The organism is Streptomyces griseoaurantiacus (assembly GCF_036189845.1).
GTDB lineage: Bacteria > Actinomycetota > Actinomycetes > Streptomycetales > Streptomycetaceae > Streptomyces > Streptomyces griseoaurantiacus.
This window is the reverse complement of the sequence record NZ_CP108326.1, coordinates 7,250,324-7,273,145: the sequence shown is the minus strand read 5'-3', so window position 1 is coordinate 7,273,145 and position 22,822 is coordinate 7,250,324. Positions and strand designations below refer to the sequence as shown.

Sequence of the window (22,822 nt, the reverse complement as noted above, 5' to 3'; positions counted from 1 at the left end):
TCGGGAGACGGTGTGCCGGGCGGAACGGGTGTGGCCGGTGGGCCCGGTGGGCCCGGTGTGGTGGACTGGTCCATGGGTGGTCCTGTTCGTTACGGGTGGTGCGGGTGCGGCGCGCTGCCGAGGGTGACGGCCGCCGGGTCGTGGGTGCCGTGGCCGTGCAGGGCGGCCGCGACCTGAGCCGCGTAGGTGTCGGCCCCCTCCGCGCCGCTGCCGGGCAGACCGGTCAGCCCGGGCAGCAGGTCGCCGAAGGCGTTGACCTCGCCGACGAAGACCTTGCGCCAGCCGATGGCCGGCAGCAGGTCCACGCCGACGCACAGGGTGCGCGGGAAGCAGGCCGCGGCCCGCTCGCACACCTCGAGCACGTCCGCCCAGCGCCCTCCCGCGGTCTCCACCGCCTCGCGCACGGCGTCGAGGTCGCCGCGCCGGCCGCCGAGGTGGAGGTTGGTCATGGGGGCGCGGCTGGTGCGGACGACGGCGTGGGTGGCCCTCCCCGCCACCACGACCACCCGCAGGTCGGCCGCGCGGCCCCGCTGGGAGGCCTTGGGCAGCCAGCGTTCCAGGTGCAGCCCGTCGGGGGCGAGGGCGTCGACGATCGCGGCGATGTCCCGTTCGCGTTCGTAGCGGCGCACCCGAAGGGAGTTGTAGAGCGCTCCGTCCGGGGTCCGTTCCACCGAGGTGGTGGCCCGGATCCGGCCGCCGCCGCCCGTCTCGACGGCAAGGACCCCCGAGGCGGACGAGCCGTGCGCGAGCTTGACGAACGCACGCAGCATGCGGTGGGTGCGCATCAGCGACCGCACGTCGTCCCAGCCGCGCACCGGGGCGGCGCCCGGGCCCGAGGTGGGCGAGGCGGGCACCGGCACGCCCGCGGCGTCCAGGACGGCGTGGCAGCGGCGCTTGTCGAACAGGACGGCGAGGTCGCCGGGGTCGTCCAGCCGGGCGCCGCCACGCAGGGTGCCGACCGCGGCCGTGAACCGCGCGTACCAGCGCGCCGAGCCCTCCACCCGGGCGGGGTCCTCCGCGTCCCGCAGCAGGAGGTCGACCTCCGGGTCCTCTCCCGGCGAGTCGAGCCGGACCGTCTCCTCGGGTGCGAAGTCCGCTCCCCCGTCGCGCAGTACGTCGATCCACGGCACGACGCGGGGGCCGGGCAGCCCGGCCGCGCGCACCGCCTGCGTGAACAGGGTGACCCGGCGGTTGCCGGGGTTGCCGACCACCGCCAGGCGCCGGTCGTGCGGCGCCGGCACGGCCGGTGACCCGGCCGGCGGGACCGTGGACGGCGCCCGGCGCGGCGCCCGCGGTCCCGCCGTGTCGGGGAGGCTCACTCGCCCACGGCGACGTAGCGCCACACGGTGCCGTCGTCCTCCGTGTCCTCGTCGGCGTCGCCCCGTTCCAGTTCGAGCTCCACGCCCGCCGGCTCCAGAACCTGGCGGAGGCGGTCCCGCATGGGCTCGCTCAGGTAGTTGTGGTGCAGGTCGAGCCTGCGGAGGTGGGTCAGCGGCTGTCCGCCGAGGAGCGCGCCGACGCCCTCGTCCGTCAGTACGCCCATGGACATGTCCAGGACCTCGAGCCGGGCGACGACCGGGGCGGCGGCGACGGCCGCGGCCACCGCGTCCTGCATCTCGCTGTTGCGCAGGGCGAGATGGCGCAGCTTCGGCAGGCGCGCACCGGAGAGGATCGGCTCCAGGTCGGCGACCTCGCTGTCGCCGCCGTAGTCGGGGGTGCCCAGCCACAGGTCGAGATGCTCGAGGGCGGGCAGGTCGCTGGCGCCCACGCCGCGGACCATCGCGGCGGGCAGTCCACCGGCCTGCGCCTCCAGGCGGCGCAACCCCTCATGGCGCAGGGGGGTGAACTCCAGTCCGCTGCCGCCGCGCACCCCGAACTCCTCCAGCGCGGGGTAGGCGGCGAGGAGCGGGGTGACGTCACTCTGGCTGATCCACGATATTTCGGCCTCCTCCATCGAGATGTCGCCGAGGAAGATCGCCCGCAGCGCCGGGAACCGGTCCCGGGCGGCCACCAACGTCTCGACGACCTCGGAGGAGTCGCCCTCGTACGCCGCTGCCCACGCGCCCACGACCAGTGCCCGCACGCGAGTGGTGTCGACGCCGGCACAGAACCGCCCGAACGCCTTGGTCCACTCCTCGTCGACCTCGTACAGGCGGCTGCTGACGCGCCAGGCGACCGAGTCGGCGGCGGGCAGGCCGTCCACGGGCTCGTCGGGGGCCGGGAAGTCGTGGGCGGGCAATCCGTACAGCGTCTCGATCTCGTCGGCGTCGTACACGCGCATGCTCCTTGGCAGTCGATTGCGGCGGTCTCGCGATTGCCGCAGTTCTACCAAGAGCCACTGACATTCGCCGTCGGCGGGGCGGACGGAGCGCGGTGCGGGGACGGATCGGGCGGCGGCGAGGGGGCGTTGTCAGTGGTGGGTCCTACGGTGTCGTTCATGAGGCCGGTGCACGGTGCACCCGGCCGGAGGGGAGAGTCATGTACCGGCAGGGAGACGTACTGATCGTGCCCGTCGCGGAGGAAGCGGTCCCGGCTCATGTGGCGCACGCGCCGAGGGAGCGGCGGGACGCGCGGGGCCGGCTCGTGCTGGCGCTCGGCGAGGTGACGGGGCACGCCCACGCGGTCGTCGGGCCGGGCGAGTTGATACGTGAGCCGGGTCCGTTCGGACCGATGCTGCTGCACCTGCCCCGGGGCGGCCGGGTGGTGCACGAGGAGCACGCGGTGATCACGCTGCCCGAGGGCTGGTTCCGGGTCATCAGGCAGCGGGAGTACGTGCCCGGGTCCGTGCGCATCGTGGCGGACTGAGCGGGCGCGCGGCACCGGCGCGGACCGGACGGACGCGGGTGTGGGCGCAGGCGTGGGTGTGCACGCCGGCGCGGGGCCGGAAGACACGAGGGACACGAACATGAGAGGGAACGGAACGGACATGGGCGGGGCGGACATGGGCGGGGCGGGCATGAGTGGGGCGGGCATGAGTGGGGCGGGCATGAGTGGGGCGGGCATGGACAGCGGGGCGGACGGGAGCGGCGCGGCGGACGCCGCCGGGACGGATCCGGCGAACGGCGGTTCCGTGAACGGCGGTTCCGTGAACGTCATGTCGGCGGAGGGCGATTCGGTGGACGCCACATCGACGGACGACGGTTCCGTCGACGGTCTGGGCACGTGGCGCACGTGGACGCGGGCCACCGTCCCCGCCGACCGGGCGGCGGCCGAGGCGGGCGTCCGGGCGGCCTACCGGGCGGCCGGACTGCCGGAGCCCGAGCGGATCGTGTGGGCCGGGTCCCCGCGCGCGGCCGTGTCCTTGATACGAGAGCTGCCCGACCGGGGGGCCTGTGTCCGGGACGCGATACGTGACGCCCCCTGGGCCGCCGAACGTGCCCGGTTGCACGCCGAGTTGGGCGCCGGCGGCTGGTCGGAGCACTGGGCGGCGACGGGCGGCCGGCTGTGGGAGTCCACTCAGGCGCTGGTGGACCGGATCAGGACCGGGGTGCTGGAGGAGCTGGCCGGCGGGACGACGGGCGAGGAGGCGACCGCGGTACGGCTGCTGCTCCTGGAGGCGGTGCTCGGGCAGCACGACGCGCCCTGGCTCGCCGCGTTCGCCCCGGCCGGCGGCCCGTTCGAGGCGCTGACCGAGGTGTGCCGCAGCGCCGGCTGGTGGTGGCCGTACGCCCGGGTCGCCGTGGTGTCGGAGCGGCCCGTGGCGCTGCACCAGGACGAGGCCGGACGGCTGGACAACGGGGAGGGACCCGCCCTGGCCTACCCGGACGGCTTCGCCCTGCACGCCTGGCGCGGCATGCCGGTCCCGGCCGATTTCCTCACCGAACTGGCGACGCTGACGCCGGTCCGGATCCACAAGGAGGAGAACGCCGAACTGCGGCGCGTGATGCTGGAGTACTACGGATACGACCGCTACCTCAAGGACTCCGACGCCAAGCCCCTGCACCGCGACGAGACCGGCACCCTGTGGCGCATCGACCTCGTCGGTGACGAACCGCTGGTGATGGTGGAGGTGCTCAACTCCACGCCCGAGCCGGACGGCACGCACCGCACCTACTGGCTCCGCGTGCCCCCGAGGACCCGCACGGCGAAGGAGGGGGTGGCCTGGACGTTCGGTGTCGAGGCGGAGGTGTACGCGCCGTCCCAGCAGACCTGACGCACCGCCAGTTCCGGGCACCGGGCGGCCGGCGCCCGTCGGCGAGGAACCGCGAGATCAGCTCGTGCAGGACCCCGGGCCGTTCCAGATGCAGGTCGTGCCCGGTGCCGGGAACGCTGACGGACGTCAGGCCGGGGCGGCGGCGCAGCAGTTCGTCGATCTCCGCGGGGGGAAGGAGGCTCGACCGGGCCAGCACGAGCAGGGTGGGGCAGCTGACACCGCTCCACTCGGCGGCGAAGGAGCACCGGGCAAGCTCGGCCAGTGAGGCGACCATCGTGTCCCGGTCGAAGCGCGGCCACAGCCCGCCCTCGCCGACGGGTCCGCCGCCGAAGAACCGGACCGCGGCCTCGCGCGAGGGGAAGGGCACCGGCCAGGAGTCCAGCCACGCCCCGATGTCCGCCGGGGTTCCCGGGCTGGGTTCGCCCGCCCCGGCTTCGACGAGCACGAGCGCGCGGACCAGCCCGGGGTGCCGCGCGGCGGTGAGGACGGCGGTGTGCCCGCCGAGGGACTGGCCGACCAGGACGGGCGACTGAAGGCCCAACCGGTCCGTCACGGCGAGGACGTCCTCGACGTAGGCCGCGCGGGAGACGACCGTCGGGAGCCGTTCACTCGCGCCGTGTCCGCGCTGGTCCACGGCGACGACACGGTGCGTGGTGCTCAGCCGCGCGGCCGTCGCGTCCCATTCGCCGGCGTGACCTGCCAGCCCGTGCAGCAGCACCACGGCCGCTCCGCTCCCGCCCCAGTCCCGGCACACCAGCCGCACGCCGTCCCGTAGGACCGTGCGTTCCGTCCAGGTCATCGCGCCTCCCACGTGTCTCCCCTCCCCCGCTGTACCGGACCGCCGTCAGTCGCGTACGCGCAGGCCCGCGACGAGAAGGCCGACGAGCCGGCGTGCGTCGTAGTCCCTGTCGCGTTCGGCGCCGACGCAGAGGTTGCCGATGGCGTGCAGGAGGTGCGGGGCGCCGAGGCCGGGGCGGATCTCGCCGGCGGCCACGGCGGCATCGAGGAGGCCGGCGCAGACCGGCAGCAGCCGGTCGAGGAAGTAGGCGTGGAGGGTCTCGAAGCGGGCGTGGTCGGCTCGGAGCGCGGCGGCCAGACCGTGCTTGGTGACGAGGAAGTCGACGAAGAGGTCGACCCAGCGTGCGAGGGCGACATGGGGGGACGCGGAAGCGGCCAACAGCGCCGGCCCGGCCTCGACGCAGGCGTCGATCTGGTGCCGGTAGACGGCGATGACCAGGTCCGCCCGGGTGGGGAAGTGCCGGTAGAGGGTACCCATGCCGACGCCGGCCCTGGCCGCGATGTCGCGGACCGGTGCGTCCACTCCGGAGGCGACGAAGACCTCGGCGGCCGCGTCGAGCAGGGTCAGCGCGTTGCGCCGGGCGTCCTTGCGCCGGGGTCCGGCCTCCTGCGTCGTGCCGTGGTTCACGGTGGCGTGTCCCCTCTCGTGCTGCGCCGGTCGCGGGAACATTGCGAAGCGGAGCAACGTTCCGTATCGTGAGCGGAGCGACGTTCCGCTTCTGCCATCCTGGCAGTTCCGGGGCGTGCCGTCCATCCCGCGCACCTGCTGGCGGAATGTGGCGGCACGACGCCTTGACCACCGCGGTTCCCTACCGAACAGAAGGCCTCACTCATGCCTGAGCCCGCCCTCCCCAAGACGACCGACCTGCGCGAGACCCTCCCGCCGCCCACCCCGGTGGTCTCCCTGCGCCCGATCGCCCTGCCCGCCCCCGGACGCGGCGAGGACCTGAAGGTCCGCGTCACCGCCCCCGCGAGCGGTGACGGCCTGCCGGTCCTCGTCTTCTCGCACGGCTTCGGCGGATCGATGAACGAATACGCCCCGCTGGTGGACTTCTGGGCCGCCTCCGGCTTCGCGGTCGTACAGCCCACCCATCTCGATTCCAGGACGCTCGGCGTTCCCCCCGAGGACCCTCGGACGCCGCACATCTGGCGCCACCGCATCGAGGACCTGGTCCGCGTGCTGGACGGCCTCCCCACGCTGGAGGCCGCCGTACCGGGTCTCGCCGGGCGACTCGACCACGGCAGGATCGCCGTCGCCGGTCACTCCTGGGGAGCCCAGTCGGCGAGCGCGCTGCTGGGCGCGCGCGTCCTGGACGCCGAGGGCGTACCGGGCGAGGACATGACCGACAGCCGCGTCTCGGCGGGCGTCCTGCTCGCACTGACCGGCCTCGGGGACAGTCTGACGCCGTTCGCCGCGGAGAACTTCCCCTTCATGAAGCCCTCGTTCGAGAACATGCGCACGCGCGCCCTGGTCGTCGCCGGGGACAACGACCAGTCGTTCCTCTCGACCCGAGGGCCGGACTGGTTCACCGACCCCTACACCTACAGCCCGGCCCCGAAGAGCCTGCTCACCCTGTCCGGGGCGGAACACTCGCTCGGCGGCATCTACGGTCAGGAGTCGACGTCGACGACCGACGAGAATCCCTCGCGCGTCGCCCTGCTCCAGCGGCTCACGACGGCCTTCCTGCGGGACGCCCTCATCCCCGGCGACTCCGGCTGGCCGGCCGCTGCCGCCGCCCTCGAGGAGGGCCGCGACCCCCTGGGGAAGCTGCAGAGCAAGTGAGCGAGTGAGCGTGGCGGTGCGGGGGTGCGGGGGCCCGCCCCTCCGCACCCTCGGGCAGACCTTGCCGGACCGGCATACGATGCTGCCCATGACGCAAGAGGACGACGGCGACCTGGACGGTCTCGTGCGCAGGCGCATCCGTGCCCTGCGCGTCGCGCAGGGCTGGTCGCTGGAGGAGCTGGCCGCCCGCGCCCGGCTCAGCCAGTCCACCCTCAGCCGGATCGAGACGGGCCGAAGGCGACTGGCCCTGGACCAGCTCGTCACCCTCGCCCGCGCGCTGGACACCTCCCTCGACCAACTGGTCGAGACGGCCGTCGACGACGTCGTCTCGCATCCCTCGGTCGACGCGGCCCACGGACAGCTGAGCTGGCTGCTCAAGGCGCAGCCGGGGGTGTCCGTCGTCCGGCAGCGCATGACCAACCCGCCTCCGGACAACCCCTCACGGATGCGGGCCCACCCGGGACGTGAATGGCTCGTGGTGCTGTCCGGCACCGCCACTCTCCTGCTGGGCAACCGGCGGCTGCGGCTCGAGACCAACCAGGCGGCGGAGTTCCCCACGATGCTGCCGCACGCCATCGGGGCCGAGGGCGGGCCCTGCGAGATCCTGGGCATCTTCGACCGCGACGCACGCCGAGGCCACCAGCGCGGTGAGGCAGGCACCGACCGCCCGCCACGACGGTCCCCCTCCTGACCGTGCCTTGCGCCTCCGGCAGCGGATCGGGCCGCCCTCTTGCCGATGCCGGGAACGGGCGGGCCGTGGGCGCGAGGCCCGCCTAGCGTGACCGTATGACCCACCCCTCCCCGCACACGGCGCACTCCGCGCAGGAGCAAGACGCCGGTGACCTGTCCGAACTCCTCGACCTGGACGCGGAGGTGCTCGCCGGGCACCTCGCCTCGCTCGTCGCCCGGCTGCCCGTCACCGACACGCCCCGTCACCTCCTCGACCTCGGCTGCGGCACCGGAGCCGGCACGTTCGCCCTGCTCGACCGCTTCCCCCGGGCCGAGGTGACGGCCGTCGACTCCTCCCCCGCGCACCTGCGCCGGCTGCACGAGAAGGCGGCGGCGGCCGGTCTCGCCGACCGGGTGCACCCCGTGGCGGCCGATCTGGACGCCGAGGAGTGGCCCGACCTGGGCGCTCCCGACCTGGTGTGGGCCTCGGCCGCGCTGCACCATCTGGCCGATCCCGAGCGGGCGCTGCGCCGGGTGCGCGGCCTGCTGGCGCCGGGCGGGCTGCTGGCGGTCGTCGAACTGGCCGGTTTCCCGCGGTTCCTGCCCGCGGACGCCCCTGCGGGGGCCCCGGGTCTCGAGGACCGCTGCCATGCCGCGCTCGACCGCCGGCACGCCGCCCACCTGGCACATCGTCATGAAAACTGGGCGCCCCTGCTGAGGAGCACGGGATTCGACGTCGAGGCGGAACGTACCCTCGCGATCGAGCCGGGTCGTGGCCCGCAGGCCCCGTCGGACCGGGAGGCGGTGGCCCGTTACGCGTCGAGTGCCCTGCGCCGGGTACGGGAGGCCGTCGCCGCCGAGTTGACCCCGCGGGACCTGGCCGCGCTGGACGCCCTCCTCGACCCGGACGGGCCCCACGCCCTGGCGCGCCGGAACGACCTGGGAGTGCGCACCACACGCACGGTCTGGGCGGCACGCCCCACCGTCTGAGGCCGTGGCCGAAGCCGTCTTCCGGGGGGGCTTCTCCCCTGCTCGGGTAGTGCCTGCGGTACCCGGGGGCGGGCAGCGCACGGGTTGGTGGGCGAGGGTGTCCGGGCGGGAGTCTGGAGCCATGAAACGACGCACGGCGATACTGCTCCCCTCGGCCCTCCTCACCCTCGCCACCCTGACCGCGGCCACCCCGGCCCTCGCGGACGCCACGGCCCACGGGCCGACGCGGGTCGCCGCGGACTCCGTCGGCTCCGGCGGGGTCGGCGGGACCGCCTCGGCCGCGGACCGGGTGGTGCGCGGCATCGAGCGCAGTGCCCACGCGCTGCGGTCGACCGATCCCGACAGCTCCCGGCGGGACCTCGACGCACTGGACCCCATGGTCGGGAACGCCCAGGTGGTGGGAGTCGGCGAAGCCACCCACGGCTCGCGGGAGTTCTTCCGCATGAAGCACCGGGTACTGCGGCACCTGGTCCAGGAGAAGGGGTTCCGTGCCTTCGCCCTGGAACTGCCCTGGAGCAGCGGCCTGCGCCTCGACGACTACGTGGTGCACGGCAAGGGCAGCCTGGAGGACATCGCGCACGAGGAGTTCCAGGGCTCCTACGAGATCTGGAACAACCAGGACTACCGCGACCTCATCGCCTGGATACGGGAGTACAACCTGCGTCACCCGCACGACCCGGTGCACTTCGTGGGCACCGACATGGGCTACGCCGGGCCGGAGCTGTACGACCGGATCACCGACTACGTGGCCCGCGCCCACCCGGAGTTGCTGGACCGGGTCGCCGCGCTCTACGAGGGACTCAGGCCCACCACCGACGCCGCCACGTACAGCGCGCGGTACTCCGCGCTGTCACTGGCCGAGCGCAAGGATGGTGCGGAGCGCACCGGGAAGGTCCTCGACCTGTTGGAGAAGGCCCGCCCGGGGCGCGGCGCCGACGCCCGCGACCGGCTCTGGGCGGTGCAGAACGCCAGGGCCGTGCACCAGATGGCCGAGGGCCTCTCCTTCGACGTCGAGGACGAGACCCAGGTCGCGCGGATGATGAAGTACCGCGACCGGACGATGGCCGCGAACACGCTGTGGTGGAACCGGCACACCGGCGACCGGATGCTGCTGTCGGCGCACAACACCCACGTGTCCTACGACTCCTTCGACCCGCGCTACCCCAAGACCGAGGGGGCGTTCCTGCGCGACGCGCTGGGCGGGAAGTACGTCAGCATCGGATTCAGCTTCTACAAGGGCGACTTCAAGGCGTTCGGCACCGACGACGGGGTGATGCGGACCCGCACCATCGAGGGCGCCCGGCCCGGTTCGAACGAGTACACGCTGGACGCGGCACGGCAGCGCGACTACATCCTCGACATGCGCACCGCACCGCCCGCCGTGCGGGCCTGGCTGGACCAGCGGCGCACCACCTACAACGTCGGCGCGGGCTGGCCCGACACCTACAGGTACGACATGGCGCTCGGTGAGGCGCACGACGTGCTCATCCACCTCCACGAGATCCACGCCACCACGTATCTCGGCACGTCCTGACCCGGGCGGGCCGGCCCGGCCGCGTCGAGCCCCGTCAGCACCGGCGGGGCTCCTCGCGCACCTCGTCCGGCCCGGTTTCGTCCGGCCGCACGTGCGGTGGCATGGGACCGCCCCAGCCGATCCTCGGATCCCGCACGTGCGCGGGCAGGGGCCCGCCGTGGGCCAGGTCCCCGCGCCGGACGGTGACCGTGTGGGCGTCGAAGGGGTTCAGCGTCACGGTGTCGGCCTCCAGCGGGACGGGCGGCGCCGGACGCGCCGGCTCCGCGACCGGCTGGTGCCGCATCCCCGAGAAGGGGTCGCGCCAGAAGTGCGAGCGCGGGGTGCGCCAGCCGTAGCGCAGGGCGAGCAGCCGCAGGGAGATCGCGAACACCGAGGCGCCGACCGCCGTACCCACGTTGAGCGTTCCGGCGAGGTGCAGGACGGCGGTCGAGCCGGCTCCGGCGACGGCGGGCAGGGCGTACAGGTCACTGTCCCAGCGCAGCAGGGACGGCACCTCCATGGCGAGCACGCTGGCCAGCACGCCGCCCCCGACGGCGCTCGCGGCGCCGAGGGTGACGGCGGCGGGGACGTTGAAGCCGTGGGTGAGGGCCTTGATGGTGCCGGTGACGCTGAACAGTCCGAGCGCGCCGGCGTCGGGCACGTCGAAGAGGACGCTTCTGCGCACCAGGAGGTCGTCGTAGAGGCGGTGTCCGAAGTACACGGCCGCGGCGGCACCGACGGGGGTGAAGTAGTAGCCGAGGTCGGTGAAGGCGGCCGGCGGCACCTGCAGGACGAGGTCGCGGAAGAGGCCGCCGCCCAGTCCGGCGGCCTCGCTCAGGATGACCGTCCCGAAGACGTCGAAATCCCTTCGGACGGCGATGAAGGCGCCCGAGAGGGCGAAGGAGAAGATGCCCACGAGGTCCATGACGTACTGGGTGACGCCGTTCAGTTCGTTGATCGGCATGGGGGTGGGGCCTCCGGAGCGGGGTGAACATGTGCGGGGAGTACGGCGGACACCTGACTCGGGGACGGGGCACCCGCACGGCGTTCCGAGACGACAGACGCCTCGCACGCCCCTCAAGTTCCCTTGCCGCAGCAGGAGTTACGCACTCGCCTCGCGTGTCGACCGTGCGGTGCGGATACGCCACGCACGGTGACCCCACCAGAGGCACGCGTACAGGAGGAGGGCGAGGACCAGCGCGGCCCCGCCACCCGTGGCCCAGTCCGAGGCCACGGTCTCCAAGGCCTCCCGCGTGCCCACGCGGTCGGCCGCCGCGGGCCCGCCCCGGTAGGAGGCCAGGGGGTGCGTGCGGGCGGCGGCGCCGGCGAGGGCCGCGAGCGCCAGTGCCGCCACGGTGGTGCGACGGACCGGCGCCGGCAGCGCCGTCGGCCCGGCGCCGCCGCCCGGCGCCCGGCGCCCGCGCCGCCACAGGTGCGCGGCCACGGCGGCCAGCCCTCCGGCGGTGCTGAGGTGCTGGACCGCCCGCGCCACCGTGAGGTCCCCCGCGAGACGGGCCCGCAGCGGGCTCACATGGACGACAGCCCATCCGTCGGCGTGGGTGAAGGAGTCCCACAGCAGGTGCGTCGCCACCCCGATCAGCACGGACAGCAGCACCCCTCCCACCCGCCGGGCACTGCGCCCGCCTCTTCCGTGCGGCGCGCGCCCGCCCGGGAGCAATGCCGCGACCGGCCGGCGCACCCCCGCGTACAGCAGCAGGAGTGCGAGCGCGAAGGACACGGACACGGCGAGCCCGGACAGGCCGTGCGACACGGTCGCGTTGAGGAAGGGCTCGTACCAGGACCGGGCGCTCACCGGGATCCGCGCGGCGGCCAGGAAGTAGGGCATGTCGGGCGCCATCGCCCCGCAGACGAGAGCGGCCGGGGAGAACGGTGAACGCAGCAGGGGCAGCACGGCCGCGGGATGGGCCAGCGTGAACGGCATCGAGGGTTCGCTCCCATGTCGTCGGAGGACGGGCGGCCGGCCCGGACAGGAAGGGGCGGCGGGGCCGATCGACTACATATGACGCACGGAAGTATATGTCGTTGAACTGACTATGATGAACCGGCCGGGCGCCCAGCGTCGGCCGGCAGGCCTCAGTCGCGCGTTCCGGGCACCCGGCGGCGGAGCGTGCGCAGCGCTACGGCCAGGGCTCCCGCCAGGGGGATCGCGGCGATGCCCGCCCAGAGCGGGAGGGGGTACTCCCAGGCGCCGCTGGTGCGGGCGTGGGCGAGGAGGAGGGGGGAGGCGGTGGCGGCCGCGGCGGTGCCGGTGAGGACGGAGGACGCCGTGCGGAGCGTCCGCAGGAGCGCGGCGGCCGCGAGGACGAGAAGGGGCCACATGCCGTAGTCGGTGCTGACCGGCAGCGCCCCGGCGTAGAGGGCGGTGAGGGGCAGCCACGCGGCGGCCGCCATGGCACCGGCCGCCGCGCACGCCCCGGGGTCCGGCGGCAGGTCGGGCGGGCCGGCGACGAGGACGAAGGCGGTGAGCAGGGCCATGGCGGGGGTGACCACGGGATCGCCGAAGGCGGGCCCGTCGACGACGGCCGCGACCGCCAGCGCCACCAGCCCGGTGACGAGGGCGAGGGTGCCCGCGCGCCGGTGTCCGGTCAGTGCCGTGACGGCGCCGACGAAGGCGAGGGCGGCGGCGAACAGCAGGACGCTCGCACTGTCGGCCTCGAGATGCGCGGGGCCGGGTGACACGACCGTCGAGATGTACCAGCGGCTGAGGTGGAGGCCGCAGTAGGCCGCCGCCGCGCCCGCCGCCAGCGGCCCCGCCTCGGCCAGCAGCCGTCCGGCGGCCGTCGCGGAGGTCAGTCCGAGGCGCATCCGCAGCGCGTGCGCGGCGATGTCCGCGGTGTCCCGCACCCTGCCGAGGCGGGTGAGGTGCGCCGCCGCCTCCTGGTGGACGGCGAGAATCTCCGCACCGTTCTCGCGGCGGTAGCGCCGCGGGTACAGGCGCAGCAGGAGGGCGATCATCACCGGGCCGCCGGGTTCGCCGCCGTGGCCGTCGGTCCGGCGAGGCGCAGTCGGCGGGTGGCCTCACGGGCCGTGGCCGCCATCCGCTCGGCCTCGGCGACCAGGCGTTCCCGGCCGGAGGGGGCCAGCGTGTAGACCTTGCGGGCCCGCCCGTCGACGACCTCCTCGCGGTGCACCTCGATCAGCCCCTCCTTCAGGAGCCGGTCGAGGGCGCCGTAGAGGGTGCCGGTGCGCAGGACCACCCGGCCCGCGGACAGGGCGGTGACCTCCTGGGTGACGGCGTAGCCGTGCCGGGGCCGGTCCGCCAGTGCCGTGAGGATCAGCAGGGTGGGTTCTTGCAGCACGCGCTCGCTCATCCGGTCAACATATGCCGCCCGGCGACGCATCGGCAATGCGGGAGGAGGACAGCCGGCACCATAAACGAGCAGGGACCGCCCGGGCGGCTTCGCCGTCGGCCTCGCCCCCCCGACGCCGACAGCGGCCGCGGCGAGGAGCCGCTGTCCACGTCGCTCGGCGTGTCGGGGCCGGCGGCGCGTGGGCCCTTCTCCGACGGCGGCCACTCCATCAGGACCTTCCGCGCCCGCTTCGGCCGCACCCGCTTCGACCGCACCCCCGGGCCCTGCGCCGCGCCTGAGCGCCTCCCCCGCGGGGACGGCGGCCGGGGCGGGGCTCAGCCGGTGATGGACGCCCGGAAGTGGTAGCGGTCGCCGCGGTAGATGGCCGCGGTCAGTTCCAGGGGCTGGGAGTACTGGTTGAAGGCGAGCTGGGTGGCCACCAGGACGGGCGTGGTGTCCGTTATCTCCAGCAGTTCGCGCTCCACGTCCGTGGGCTGCCTGGCCTCCACCGAGTAGTCGGCGACGCGCGGCAGTTGGGGCGGGTCCGCGCGGCGCAGGGTGGCGAAGAGCGAGTCCTTGGAGAAGTCGGTCTCGGCGAGCAGCGGGCACAGTTCGAGGGGCAGCCGGTTGTGCTCCAGGACGACGACGCGGTCGTCGAGGTAGCGGACGCGGCGCATCTCGAAGAGGTCGGCGCCGGGGCCGATGCGCAGTCGTTCGGCCTCACGGACGGTGGCGGGCCTGACCTCCGACTCCAGTACCTCGGCGCGGATGCGGAAGCCGTGCTGTTCGGCGTAGTCGGCGAAGCCCTGCACGGTGCGGCCGCCGGCGGGGCCGGGCGTGCCCGTGGGCCGGCGCGGGGCCGAGAGGACACGGGTGATGCCCTCGGCGAGGAACCAGCCGCGGGCCGGTGAGGACTCGATGACGTCGCGCGCCGCGAGTTCGTTGAGCGCCGCCCGCATCGTGACGCGGGAGACGCCGTAGCGGCCGGCCAGCGCGCGTTCGGAGGGGAGGCGGTCGCCGGGGCGCGCTCCGTCGCCGGAGATGTCGTCGAGCAGGCGCGCGGCGACCTGGGCGTAGAGCGGGAGGGCGTCGTTGGAGAGGAGTCCCTGCGGGAGAGCGGAGTCCGAGGCGGCCATACCAGTACCGTACCAGTGAGTTGCCATACCAGATACATACCAGACTCAGACCATTGACGACCAGTTTTCAGGCCAGTATCGTTCCAGTTGGTTTTCCGGGGTGATTCAGGCGTCTTCGCCTGTGGCGCCCGACTTGTGCGACCGTGGGGTGAATCATGAGCAGTGCCTTGGACGAACTGGTGCGGCACCAGAAAGGTGGTGACGCCCGGGGGATCACGTCGGTCTGTTCCGCCCATCCGCTGGTGATCGAGGCGGCGGTCCTCCAGGCCCTGGAGTCCGGGGGCACGGTCCTGGTGGAGGCGACGTCGAACCAGGTGGACCAGTACGGCGGCTACACCGGCATGCGGCCGGACGACTTCCGTTCCCTGGTGCGGGGCATCGCCGGTCGTCTGGGCCTGCCCGCCGACCGTGTCGTCCTCGGCGGCGACCACCTCGGCCCCAACCGGTGGCGCGCGCTGCCCCCGGAGGAGGCCATGCGGGAGGCGGAGCGGCTCGTGGCGGCATACGTCCGGGCGGGCTTCACCAAGATCCACCTGGACTGCAGCTTCTCCTGCGCCGGCGACCCCGCGCCGCTGAGCGACGAGGTGGTCGCCGACCGGGCGGCACGTCTGGTGGCTGTCGCGGAGGAGACCGCACGCGAGATCTCCGAGGACGGCGGCGCCGCGCTCCGCTACGTGATCGGCACCGAGGTGCCGGTGCCGGGCGGTGCGCACGAGACGCTGGACGGCGTCCGCCCCACCACCGCGGACGGGGCCCGGCTCACTCTCAAGCGCCATCACGAGGCCTTCGCGGAGCACGGGGTGAGCGAGGTGTGGCCCCGGGTCATGGCGCTGGTCGTGCAGCCGGGCGTCGAGTTCGACCACCTCAAGGTCGTCGACTACGACCGGGAGCGCACCGGGGAACTGCGCACGGTGCTGGACACCGAGCCCGGCATGGTCTTCGAGGCGCACTCCACCGACTACCAGACCCCCGAGGCGCTGTCCGCGCTGGTCGAGGACCACTGGGCGGTGCTCAAGGTCGGCCCCGGCCTGACCTTCGCCCTGCGCGAGGCGCTGTACGCGCTGGCCGGCATCGAGGAGGAACTCCTCGCCCCCGAGCGGCGCTCCCGCCTCCCCGAGGTCGTCGAGCGCCGGATGCGCGCCGAACCGTCCTGGTGGGAGGGCTACTACGAGGGCGAGGAGCAGGAGCGGCGGCTCGCCCGCCGCTACAGCTACAGCGACCGGGTCCGCTACTACTGGCCGGACCCCGAGATAGAGGCGGCCGTGACCGCGCTCTTCGAGAACCTCTCCGCCACCGGCATCCCCCTGCCGCTGCTGAGCGCCCGGCTTCCCGAGCAGTACCGGCGCGTGCGTGCCGGCCGCCTCGAGCCGAGCCCGCGGGCCCTGGCCGTCGACCGGGTCCGCGACGTCCTGCGCGACTACGACCGCGCCTGCCGCACCACCGCACGCCGCACCACCGCACGCCATGACAAGGAGTACGCGTGACCACCACGACCGACACCCCCACCTCCCGCCACGAGGGCGCCGAGCACACGGTCGCCGAGATCGGGCAGCAGCCGCGGATGTGGCGCGAGGTCGGCCGGATCCTGGCGGACGGCCGCAAGGAACTGGACGACTTCCTGGCGCCCTTCCTCGCGCGGGAAGACCTGCGGATCGTGCTGACGGGCGCCGGTACATCGGCCTACGCGGGGCGGATCGTCCGCGGCGTACTGGCCCGCCGCACCGGGCGCCGTGTGGACGCCGTGGCGACGACCGACATCGTCTCGGACCCCTACGGCTCCTTCAGCGAGGACGTGCCGACCCTGCTGGTGTCCTTCGCCCGCTCCGGGGACAGCCCCGAGAGCGTCGCGGCCGCCGAGCTCGCCGGCCGCTGCCTCAGCCGGGTCGGACACCTGATCATCACCTGCAACAGCGAGGGCCGGCTCGCCCGCGAGCACGCCGCCGATCCCGGCGCGCACGTCCTGCGGATGCCGGCCGCCTCCAACGACCGCGGCTTCGCCATGACGTCGAGCTTCACCTCCATGGTGCTGGCCTCCCTGCTCGCCTTCGGCGCCGTGGACGGCGAGGCGGAGGTCGAGACGCTCGCGAAGGCCGCGGAGCACCTCACCACCGGCGGCCTGGACGAGGGCATCGAGGCCCTGGTCGCCCGCCGTCCGGAGCGGCTGGTGTACCTCGGCAGCGGGGCGCTGAAGGGGCTGGCGGAGGAGTCCGCGCTGAAGCTGCTCGAGCTGACCGGCGGCGCGGTCGTCGCCCTGGCCGAGTCCTCGCTGGGCTTCCGGCACGGCCCCAAGGCGGTGCTCGACGACCGCACGGCGGTACTCGTCTACGTCTCGAACGACCCGTACACCCGTGCCTACGACCTGGACATCCTGGCCGAGCTGCGCGCGGGCCTTCCGCAGGGCGCGGTGATCGCGGTCGCCGGCCGTCCGGACGGGCTGCCCGAGGACGGCACCTGGATCGTTCCCGGCGCCGGAGAGGCCGAGGACGCCGCGCTGGCCCTGCCCGCGGTCGTCTGCGCGCAGCTCCTCGCCCTGCGTTCCTCCCTGGCCCGCGGCATCCCTTCCGACAACCCGTTCCCCTCCGGCGAGGTGAACCGGGTGGTGCAGGGCGTGACTCTGCACCCGCTCCCGGAACGCGGCACCGACCGTGCCTGACCACGACACGCGCACCGAAGCGACAGGAGGAGCGAGGATGTTTCTGGGTGTGGACGGCGGAGGCACGAAAACGGCCTTCTGCCTCGTCGACAGCACCGGCACCGTACGGGCCGAGGCCCTCGGCGACGGCGCCTACTACTTCGCCGAGAACGGCTCGGGCGGCGTCGAGCACGTCGTCCGGGTGCTGGAGAAGGGCATCGCCGAGGTCTGCGCCAAGGCCGGCATCACGACGGACGGCATCGACCACGCCTTCCTCGGCCTGCCCGGCTACGGCGAGGCCCCCCGTGACCTCCCCGCGCTCGACGCGGCCCCCGCCAAGGTCCTCGGCAACGACCGCTACGCCTGCGACAACGACATGATCTGCGGGTGGGCGGGTTCCCTGGGCGCCGTCGACGGCATCAACGTCATCAGCGGCACCGGCTCCATGGTGTACGGCGAGCGGAACGGCTCCGGCGTCCGCGTCGGCGGCTGGAGCGAGATGTTCAGCGACGAGGGCTCCGCCTACTGGATCGCCGTCCAGGCGCTCAACGCCTTCACCAGGATGAGCGACGGACGGCTCCCGGAGGGTCCCCTCGCCGAGGTGCTGCGCCGGCACCTGGAACTCATCGACGACCTCGAGGTCATCGACGTGGTCCTCAACCGCTGGCACGGACGGCGCAGCGACATCGCCGGCCTGAGCCGCAGCGTCTCCCGGGCCGCCGAGCTCGGCGACGAGGCGGCCGCCGGCATCCTGGCCGAGGCGGGCCGGGAATTGGCCGTGCTCGTCGACACCGCGCGACGCCGGCTGGGCTTCGCCGCCGACGAGGCGGTACCCGTCTCCTACTCGGGCGGGGTCTTCGGCTCCGCCGCCGTGCGGGAGGCCTTCACCGCGCGGCTGCGCGAGGGCGACGGGACGTACGACCTGCGCACCCCCTTGTTCCCCCCTGTCATCGGGGCCGCGCTCTACGCGGCGAAGCGGGCCGGCACCCCGCTGGACGCCGCGGCACTCACCGCTCTCCGCGACAGCGCGGACCCTCACCCCCTGGAGGACAGAGATGACGTCTTCTGACCTGGCCGGCGCGTCCGGCACCCCCGGCGCGCCCGGCGGGAGCAGCCGGAGCTGGATCGTCTACGCCGGACTGCTGGTGCTGTTCTGGGGCGTCTGGGGCGCGACCTCCAGCCAGCCCGTCGAACGGTACGACTACCCGGACGAGATGATCTACATCATCTGGGCGTTCACCATGCTGGTCCCCGCGGCCGCCGCCCTGCGGCGCGAGCGCTTCGACCGCCGCCCGGTGGCCGCGTTGTACGGTCTGCTGGCCGGACTCACCGGTGCCGGTGGCCAGTTGCTGCTCTTCCAGGCACTCGCCGACGGACCGGCCTACCTGATCTTCCCGGTGGTCTCGCTCTCCCCCGTCATCACCGTCCTGATGGCCGTGGCGCTGCTGCGCGAGCGCATAGCCCGGCTCGCCGTGGTCGGTGTGATCGCCGCGGCGGTCGCGATCGTGCTGCTCAGCATTCCCTCCGGGGCCGGCGGTGACGTCGACACCGGCTCGTGGATGGTGCTCGCCGTCATCATCTGCGTGGCCTGGGGCGCCCAGGCGTTCTTCATGCGCAAGGCGGCGCTGGCGGGCGTCAACGACGCCACGACGTTCGGCTGGATGACGATCAGCGGTCTCGCGCTCGTCCCGGTGGCCTACCTGATGATGGGCAGCCTGCCCTCGGCTCCCTGGCAGGCCCCGGCGATCACGGCGGGGACCCAGGTCCTCAACGCGGTGGGCGCGCTGTTCCTCGTCATGGCGCTCAGCCGCGGCAAGGCGAGCGTGGTGGCACCCATCACCAACGCGCTGGCGCCGGTCCTGACGATCGTGCTGTCCCTGATCATCTACCAGACGCTGCCCACCGTCTGGGGCACCATCGGCATCGTCCTCGCCCTCGCCGGTTCGACGCTCATGGTCTACACCGACGAGAAGCGCGGGGAGGACACCCTCGCCCCGGGGGCCACGGCGGAGAAGGTCGGCTAGCCGGTCCCGCCCCGTCCCCGCCGCTCCCCCGTCCACCCCACCCCCGTCCCGTGCGGCCGAGGCGTCCCGCTCCCGCCGGGCCCCTCGGCCGCACGGCCGCTCCGCCCTCCACCCCTCCCCGCCCGCACCGGCCGTCCCGGCCCCCCGCCTTCGCGCCCAAGAGGATTCGAACATGCCCCTGGTCCCCACCGGAGAACTGGTCTCCCGGGCCGCCGCCGCCCACGGCTGCGTCCCCGCCTTCAACGTCATCACGCTGGAGCACGCGGAGGCGATCGCGGACGGCGCGCAGGCGGCCGGACGGCCGGTGATCCTCCAGATCAGCGAGAACGCCGTGCGCTACCACGGCGGCCGGCTCGCCCCGCTGGCCCGTGCCACCGCCGCCGTGGCCGAGGCGAGCGAGGTGGAACTCGCCCTGCACCTGGACCACGCCACCGACATGCAACTGGTGCGGCAGGCCGCGGACAACGGCTTCTCCTCGGTGATGTTCGACGCGGGCGCGCTCCCCCACGACCGCAATATCGCCGCCACCGCCGAGGCCGCCCGATGGGCGCACGAGGCCGGCCTGTGGCTGGAGGCCGAACTCGGCTACGTCGGCGGCAAGCCGGACGCTCCGGCGAGCGCCCACGCCGCCGGGGTGCGGACCGACCCCGCCGAGGCGGCCGACTACGTCGCCCGCACGGGCGTGGACGCACTCGCCGTCGCCGTCGGCAGCAGCCACGCGATGACGGAGCGCACGGCCTCGCTCGACCACGCGCTCATCTCCCGGCTGCGCGGACGCGTCCCGGTCCCGCTGGTGCTCCACGGCTCCTCGGGGGTCCCCGACGGGGACCTGCGCCGGGCGGTGGAGTCCGGCATGGCGAAGGTCAACATCGGTACGGCTCTCAACGTGGCGTTCACGGGCGCGGTGCGCGGGGTCCTGGACGCCGAGTCCTCGCTCACCGACCCGAGGAAGTACCTGACGCCGGCCCGTGAGGCCGTGGCGAAGACGGTCGTCACCCTGCTCGCGGTGCTGCCCGCGGGCCGCTGAGCGCAGAGGCACCCGACGGGGGGCAGGGGCGTGCCCCCTGCCCCCCGTTGTCACTTCTGCCGGAGCGACACCGCGAACGTGTGCTTCCCGGGCCCCACGTCCGACACGGTCACCCGTCCGTCCCCGCCGGAGACCCCCTTGACGTGTCCGCGCTTCCCGTCCCACAGGAGGCGCCCTCCGGCGCGCACGACCACGTCCCGTCCGCCGGTCGGAAGCGCCACGCTCCCCCGGGTCCTCGCGGGCACGCGCACCGTCAGCGAGAACTCCCCGCCCGTCTGCGTCCACTCCACTCCCAGTCCTCCGTGCGGCGTGGGCAGTTCGCCCTGTGCCCACGCCACGTCGCCCGGGTGCGGCCGCACCTCCCAGGTCGCGTAGCCCGGTGACAGCGGAGACGCGCCGAGCAACTGGTGGGTGAGCGCGGGCAGTACCCCGGTGGACCAGCCGTGGGCCATGCTCGTGTACGCCCCCTCGTACAGGGAGCCGCCCGGCCCGATGCCCTCCCAGTTCGTGATGCCGGGGTCGTGGCGGTCCATCCAGTCGTAGGTGCGCCGGATCTGGTCCAGTGCCGAGTCGGCCCGGCCGCTCAGGAAGCGGGCGACGATCTCCGGGTAGGACGTGAAGGCGTACACCCGCTGGGAGGCGTCGGCGAACAGGGTGTCGTTGTCCATGAACGCGTTGCCGTAGGGCCGCCGTGTCGTGGCGTCGAGGTGGGCGAGCGCGGAGGCGGCCCGGTCGGCCCCGGCCACCCCGGCGACCACGGCCAGGGCGTTGCCGTCCTGGGCGTGGCGCACGGCACCGGTCCCGGAGTCGAGATAGGCGCCGGCGGAGGCGTCCCACAGGTGCGCGTTGACCGCCTCGGCGACGGTGTCCGCCCGCTCGCGCCAGCGGTCGGCATCGGCGCCGTGGCCGAGCCAGTCGGCCAGCCTGGCGGCGTCGTTCAGGGCCTGCACGTAGAGGACGTTGTAGTAGGTGACCCGTCCGGTGCGGCCGAGGAAGGCGTAGTCGCCGTAGCCGCCGGTGTCGTTGAGTCCCTTGCTGAGCAGTCCGGCGGAGTCGGTGACGCTCGGGTACCAGGTGTCCAGCACCTTCACCAGGTTCGGGTAGGTGCGGGAGGCGTAGGCGCGGTCCCCGGTGTAGAGGACGTAGTCCCAGCCGCAGGTGACCCACCACAGCGGATAGTCGAAGAGCGGGAGGGTGTAGCCGCTGATGGAGGCCGGGGGGATCCAGCCGTCGGACCGCTGGTGGTCGGCGAGGTCGACCAGGACGTTGCGGGCCGCCGCCGCGGTGTCGTCGTGCGTCAGGTACAGGGTCCGCGCGGAGACGGCGAGGTCGCCCACGTACGGGTCGCGGTCGCGCTTGGCCCCGTCGTGCAGGACGAGCTTGCCCTCCAGGGTGTCGCTCCAGGCGTTCCTGGGGTCGACGTCGTCGCGGCGGAAGGTGTCGGTGACGAGTTCGTTGGTGTACGAGGCCCCGTACCAGAAACGATTCAAGTCGTCCTCGGAGCACAGGAACCAGCCGCGGTAGGTGCTCGGGGTGCCGAGGTAGGCGGTGAAGTCGAGGCTGACGGAGTCGATGTCGACCCTGCCCCACGGCTGGGCCACGGGGGCGTCGGAGGCCAGGGCGTCCAGGGTGATGCGGAGGTACCGGAAGCCGTGCAGCCCGTCGGCGAAGACCTTGCCGTCGCGCTGGAATCCCTTGGTGTCCTTCCAGTGGGCGCCGGCGGCGGGGACGGCGAACTGGTCGGTGCCCCGGCCGGTGCCGCCGGCCTGGTCGGACCGGGTGAAGTCGGAGCGGTCGGTGAGGAACTCCCGCGTCTCGGAGAACGCGAGCCGCACACCCGGGGAGTTGGCGGAGGCGCCGGTGAAGCGGATGTCGGGGTGGCCGACGACCACCTTGCCGAAGTCGACGGTCACACTCGGCGGCGCGGCGGGCTCGACCGCCTCGGGCCACACCTCGTTGACGCGGGTGAAGACGCCCTTGCCGGTGTCCTGCGCGGCCGTGACGGTCAGGCGCAGCCGGTCGGTGGTGACCGTGCGGGAGAAGGGGACCGCACACTGGACGACATCGTTGTCGGCGACGGTGGCGACGGTCTCCCAGCCGCCGCCCTGGCGGCCCGCCTCGACGGTGAACGCGGTGGGCACGCCGTCGGCGTTGGAGACGACCGTGATGCCGGACAGTTCGATCGGGGCCGGCACGGTGAGGGTGAGGACGTCGGGGAAGCCCCGCTCGGTGTCGTCGTTCCAGAAGGTTTCCGGGTCGCCGTCGATCGCGTTGGCCGCGTCGTAGGTGCGGTGGTTGCCGTCGTTGCCGTTGTTCGGGGCGTGCGCGGAGGATGCCTCGGCGGTGGTGCCCTCGGGCCAGCGGGGCGCGGCCTTCGGCTGCGGCCGGCGCAGCACGGTTCTGCCGCCACCGGGGCGCAGCAGGGCCTCGGGGTCGCTCACGTCGCCGGTGGACTCCGTGATGCGCACGGGGCGCACGGTGGTGGAGGCGGGGGCCTGGACGTAGCGGTGCCAGTCGCCGCGGCGGGGGCCGGCCGCGCGGGCGGGGGGACGGGCGCCGGCGGCCCCGGATTCCGGGCCGGCGGCGGTGGCGGCCTGTGCGGGGCGGGCCGCGGCGAGGGCGGTCAGGGTGAGGGCACCGGCGGTGACGACCGTGCGCCGTCGGGGTCCTCGGTCGTGCGTGCGGTTCTCGGGCATCGCGGCTCACCTCACGGAGCGGACAGGGTGGAAACGTACGGCGTTTGAAACGTTTCATACGACGCGGGCGACGCGAACGTATACCAGAAC

At 73.8% G+C, this 22,822-nt stretch carries 20 protein-coding genes and 1 pseudogene; 11 read left to right on the top strand and 10 right to left on the bottom strand.

Features of this window, described 5'->3' with window-relative positions; translation table 11 throughout:
- Window positions 1–89: 89 nt before the first annotated feature.
- Together OHB09_RS31935 and OHB09_RS31930 are read right to left on the bottom strand one after the other, a co-directional pair.
- A complete protein-coding gene (locus tag OHB09_RS31935) occupies window positions 90–1,241 on the bottom strand; it encodes an STM4014 family protein (protein ID WP_328922935.1) in 1,152 nt (383 codons plus the stop codon).
- A 74-nt stretch (window positions 1,242–1,315) separates the two neighbouring features.
- Window positions 1,316–2,281, bottom strand: a complete 966-nt coding sequence (locus OHB09_RS31930) for an STM4015 family protein (RefSeq protein ID WP_267972906.1) — start codon at window positions 2,279–2,281, stop codon at window positions 1,316–1,318.
- Window positions 2,282–2,478: 197 nt separating this feature from the next.
- Between OHB09_RS31930 and OHB09_RS31925 the strand changes: the two genes are divergently transcribed.
- Together OHB09_RS31925 and OHB09_RS31920 are read left to right on the top strand one after the other, a co-directional pair.
- Complete coding sequence (locus tag OHB09_RS31925) at window positions 2,479–2,805, top strand: hypothetical protein (RefSeq protein WP_006140196.1); 327 nt, start codon at window positions 2,479–2,481, stop codon at window positions 2,803–2,805.
- A 289-nt stretch (window positions 2,806–3,094) separates the two neighbouring features.
- Window positions 3,095–4,153, top strand: coding sequence for a DUF6745 domain-containing protein (locus OHB09_RS31920; RefSeq protein ID WP_328730332.1), 1,059 nt, complete (start codon window positions 3,095–3,097; stop codon window positions 4,151–4,153).
- A gap of 43 nt (window positions 4,154–4,196) precedes the next feature.
- Here OHB09_RS31920 and OHB09_RS31915 read toward each other — a convergent pair.
- Together OHB09_RS31915 and OHB09_RS31910 are read right to left on the bottom strand one after the other, a co-directional pair.
- A pseudogene (locus tag OHB09_RS31915) lies at window positions 4,197–4,952 on the bottom strand (alpha/beta fold hydrolase); the annotation flags it as partial.
- A 45-nt stretch (window positions 4,953–4,997) separates the two neighbouring features.
- Window positions 4,998–5,579, bottom strand: a complete 582-nt coding sequence (locus OHB09_RS31910) for a TetR/AcrR family transcriptional regulator (protein ID WP_328922934.1) — start codon at window positions 5,577–5,579, stop codon at window positions 4,998–5,000.
- Window positions 5,580–5,783: 204 nt separating this feature from the next.
- Between OHB09_RS31910 and OHB09_RS31905 the strand changes: the two genes are divergently transcribed.
- The 4 genes from OHB09_RS31905 to OHB09_RS31890 all read left to right on the top strand — a co-directional run bounded on the left by OHB09_RS31905 (window position 5,784) and on the right by OHB09_RS31890 (window position 9,927).
- Window positions 5,784–6,734, top strand: coding sequence for an alpha/beta hydrolase family protein (locus OHB09_RS31905; RefSeq protein ID WP_191853726.1), 951 nt, complete (start codon window positions 5,784–5,786; stop codon window positions 6,732–6,734).
- Window positions 6,735–6,822: 88 nt separating this feature from the next.
- Window positions 6,823–7,425, top strand: coding sequence for a helix-turn-helix domain-containing protein (locus OHB09_RS31900; protein ID WP_093595170.1), 603 nt, complete (start codon window positions 6,823–6,825; stop codon window positions 7,423–7,425).
- 95 nt (window positions 7,426–7,520) lie between these two features.
- A complete protein-coding gene (locus OHB09_RS31895; RefSeq protein ID WP_191891274.1) occupies window positions 7,521–8,393 on the top strand; it encodes a class I SAM-dependent methyltransferase in 873 nt (290 codons plus the stop codon).
- 121 nt (window positions 8,394–8,514) lie between these two features.
- Entirely contained in the window at window positions 8,515–9,927 is a 1,413-nt protein-coding gene (locus tag OHB09_RS31890) for an erythromycin esterase family protein (RefSeq protein ID WP_328922933.1), read from the top strand.
- A 34-nt stretch (window positions 9,928–9,961) separates the two neighbouring features.
- Here the strand turns inward: OHB09_RS31890 and OHB09_RS31885 are convergent, their stop codons facing one another.
- The 5 genes from OHB09_RS31885 to OHB09_RS31865 form a co-directional block, all read right to left on the bottom strand.
- Window positions 9,962–10,870: a trimeric intracellular cation channel family protein gene (locus OHB09_RS31885; RefSeq protein WP_328922932.1), complete on the bottom strand. Its 909-nt coding sequence runs from the start codon at window positions 10,868–10,870 to the stop codon at window positions 9,962–9,964.
- Between the two features lie 138 nt (window positions 10,871–11,008).
- The gene (locus OHB09_RS31880) at window positions 11,009–11,848 is read right to left on the bottom strand and encodes a DUF4184 family protein (protein ID WP_328727663.1); all 840 of its coding nucleotides are present in this window, start codon (window positions 11,846–11,848) and stop codon (window positions 11,009–11,011) included.
- Between the two features lie 152 nt (window positions 11,849–12,000).
- Window positions 12,001–12,885, bottom strand: a complete 885-nt coding sequence (locus tag OHB09_RS31875) for a hypothetical protein (protein ID WP_328922931.1) — start codon at window positions 12,883–12,885, stop codon at window positions 12,001–12,003.
- Entirely contained in the window at window positions 12,882–13,238 is a 357-nt protein-coding gene (locus OHB09_RS31870) for a PadR family transcriptional regulator (protein WP_040895129.1), read from the bottom strand. The genes OHB09_RS31875 and OHB09_RS31870 overlap by 4 nt, the downstream gene beginning before the upstream one ends.
- Window positions 13,239–13,552: 314 nt before the next feature.
- Window positions 13,553–14,353, bottom strand: a complete 801-nt coding sequence (locus OHB09_RS31865; protein ID WP_006140183.1) for a GntR family transcriptional regulator — start codon at window positions 14,351–14,353, stop codon at window positions 13,553–13,555.
- 155 nt (window positions 14,354–14,508) lie between these two features.
- On the opposite strand from OHB09_RS31865, the gene OHB09_RS31860 reads away from it, so the two are divergent.
- The 5 genes from OHB09_RS31860 (at window position 14,509) to OHB09_RS31840 (ending at window position 20,036) form a co-directional block, all read left to right on the top strand.
- The gene (locus OHB09_RS31860) at window positions 14,509–15,837 is read left to right on the top strand and encodes a D-tagatose-bisphosphate aldolase, class II, non-catalytic subunit (protein WP_191853719.1); all 1,329 of its coding nucleotides are present in this window, start codon (window positions 14,509–14,511) and stop codon (window positions 15,835–15,837) included.
- Window positions 15,834–17,006: an SIS domain-containing protein gene (locus OHB09_RS31855; RefSeq protein ID WP_234526908.1), complete on the top strand. Its 1,173-nt coding sequence runs from the start codon at window positions 15,834–15,836 to the stop codon at window positions 17,004–17,006. The genes OHB09_RS31860 and OHB09_RS31855 overlap by 4 nt, the downstream gene beginning before the upstream one ends.
- Window positions 17,007–17,043: 37 nt before the next feature.
- Window positions 17,044–18,054: an N-acetylglucosamine kinase gene (locus OHB09_RS31850; protein WP_191853717.1), complete on the top strand. Its 1,011-nt coding sequence runs from the start codon at window positions 17,044–17,046 to the stop codon at window positions 18,052–18,054.
- Window positions 18,041–19,009 carry a DMT family transporter gene (locus OHB09_RS31845; protein WP_006140179.1) on the top strand — a complete coding sequence of 323 codons (969 nt, stop codon included), beginning with the start codon at window positions 18,041–18,043 and terminating at the stop codon, window positions 19,007–19,009. Before OHB09_RS31850 ends, OHB09_RS31845 begins: the two co-directional genes overlap by 14 nt.
- Window positions 19,010–19,181: 172 nt before the next feature.
- A complete protein-coding gene (locus OHB09_RS31840; RefSeq protein ID WP_328922930.1) occupies window positions 19,182–20,036 on the top strand; it encodes a class II fructose-bisphosphate aldolase in 855 nt (284 codons plus the stop codon).
- A gap of 50 nt (window positions 20,037–20,086) precedes the next feature.
- Here OHB09_RS31840 and OHB09_RS31835 read toward each other — a convergent pair whose 3' ends face one another.
- Complete coding sequence (locus OHB09_RS31835) at window positions 20,087–22,732, bottom strand: alpha-L-rhamnosidase-related protein (RefSeq protein WP_191891179.1); 2,646 nt, start codon at window positions 22,730–22,732, stop codon at window positions 20,087–20,089.
- Between the last annotated feature and the right edge of the window lie 90 nt (window positions 22,733–22,822).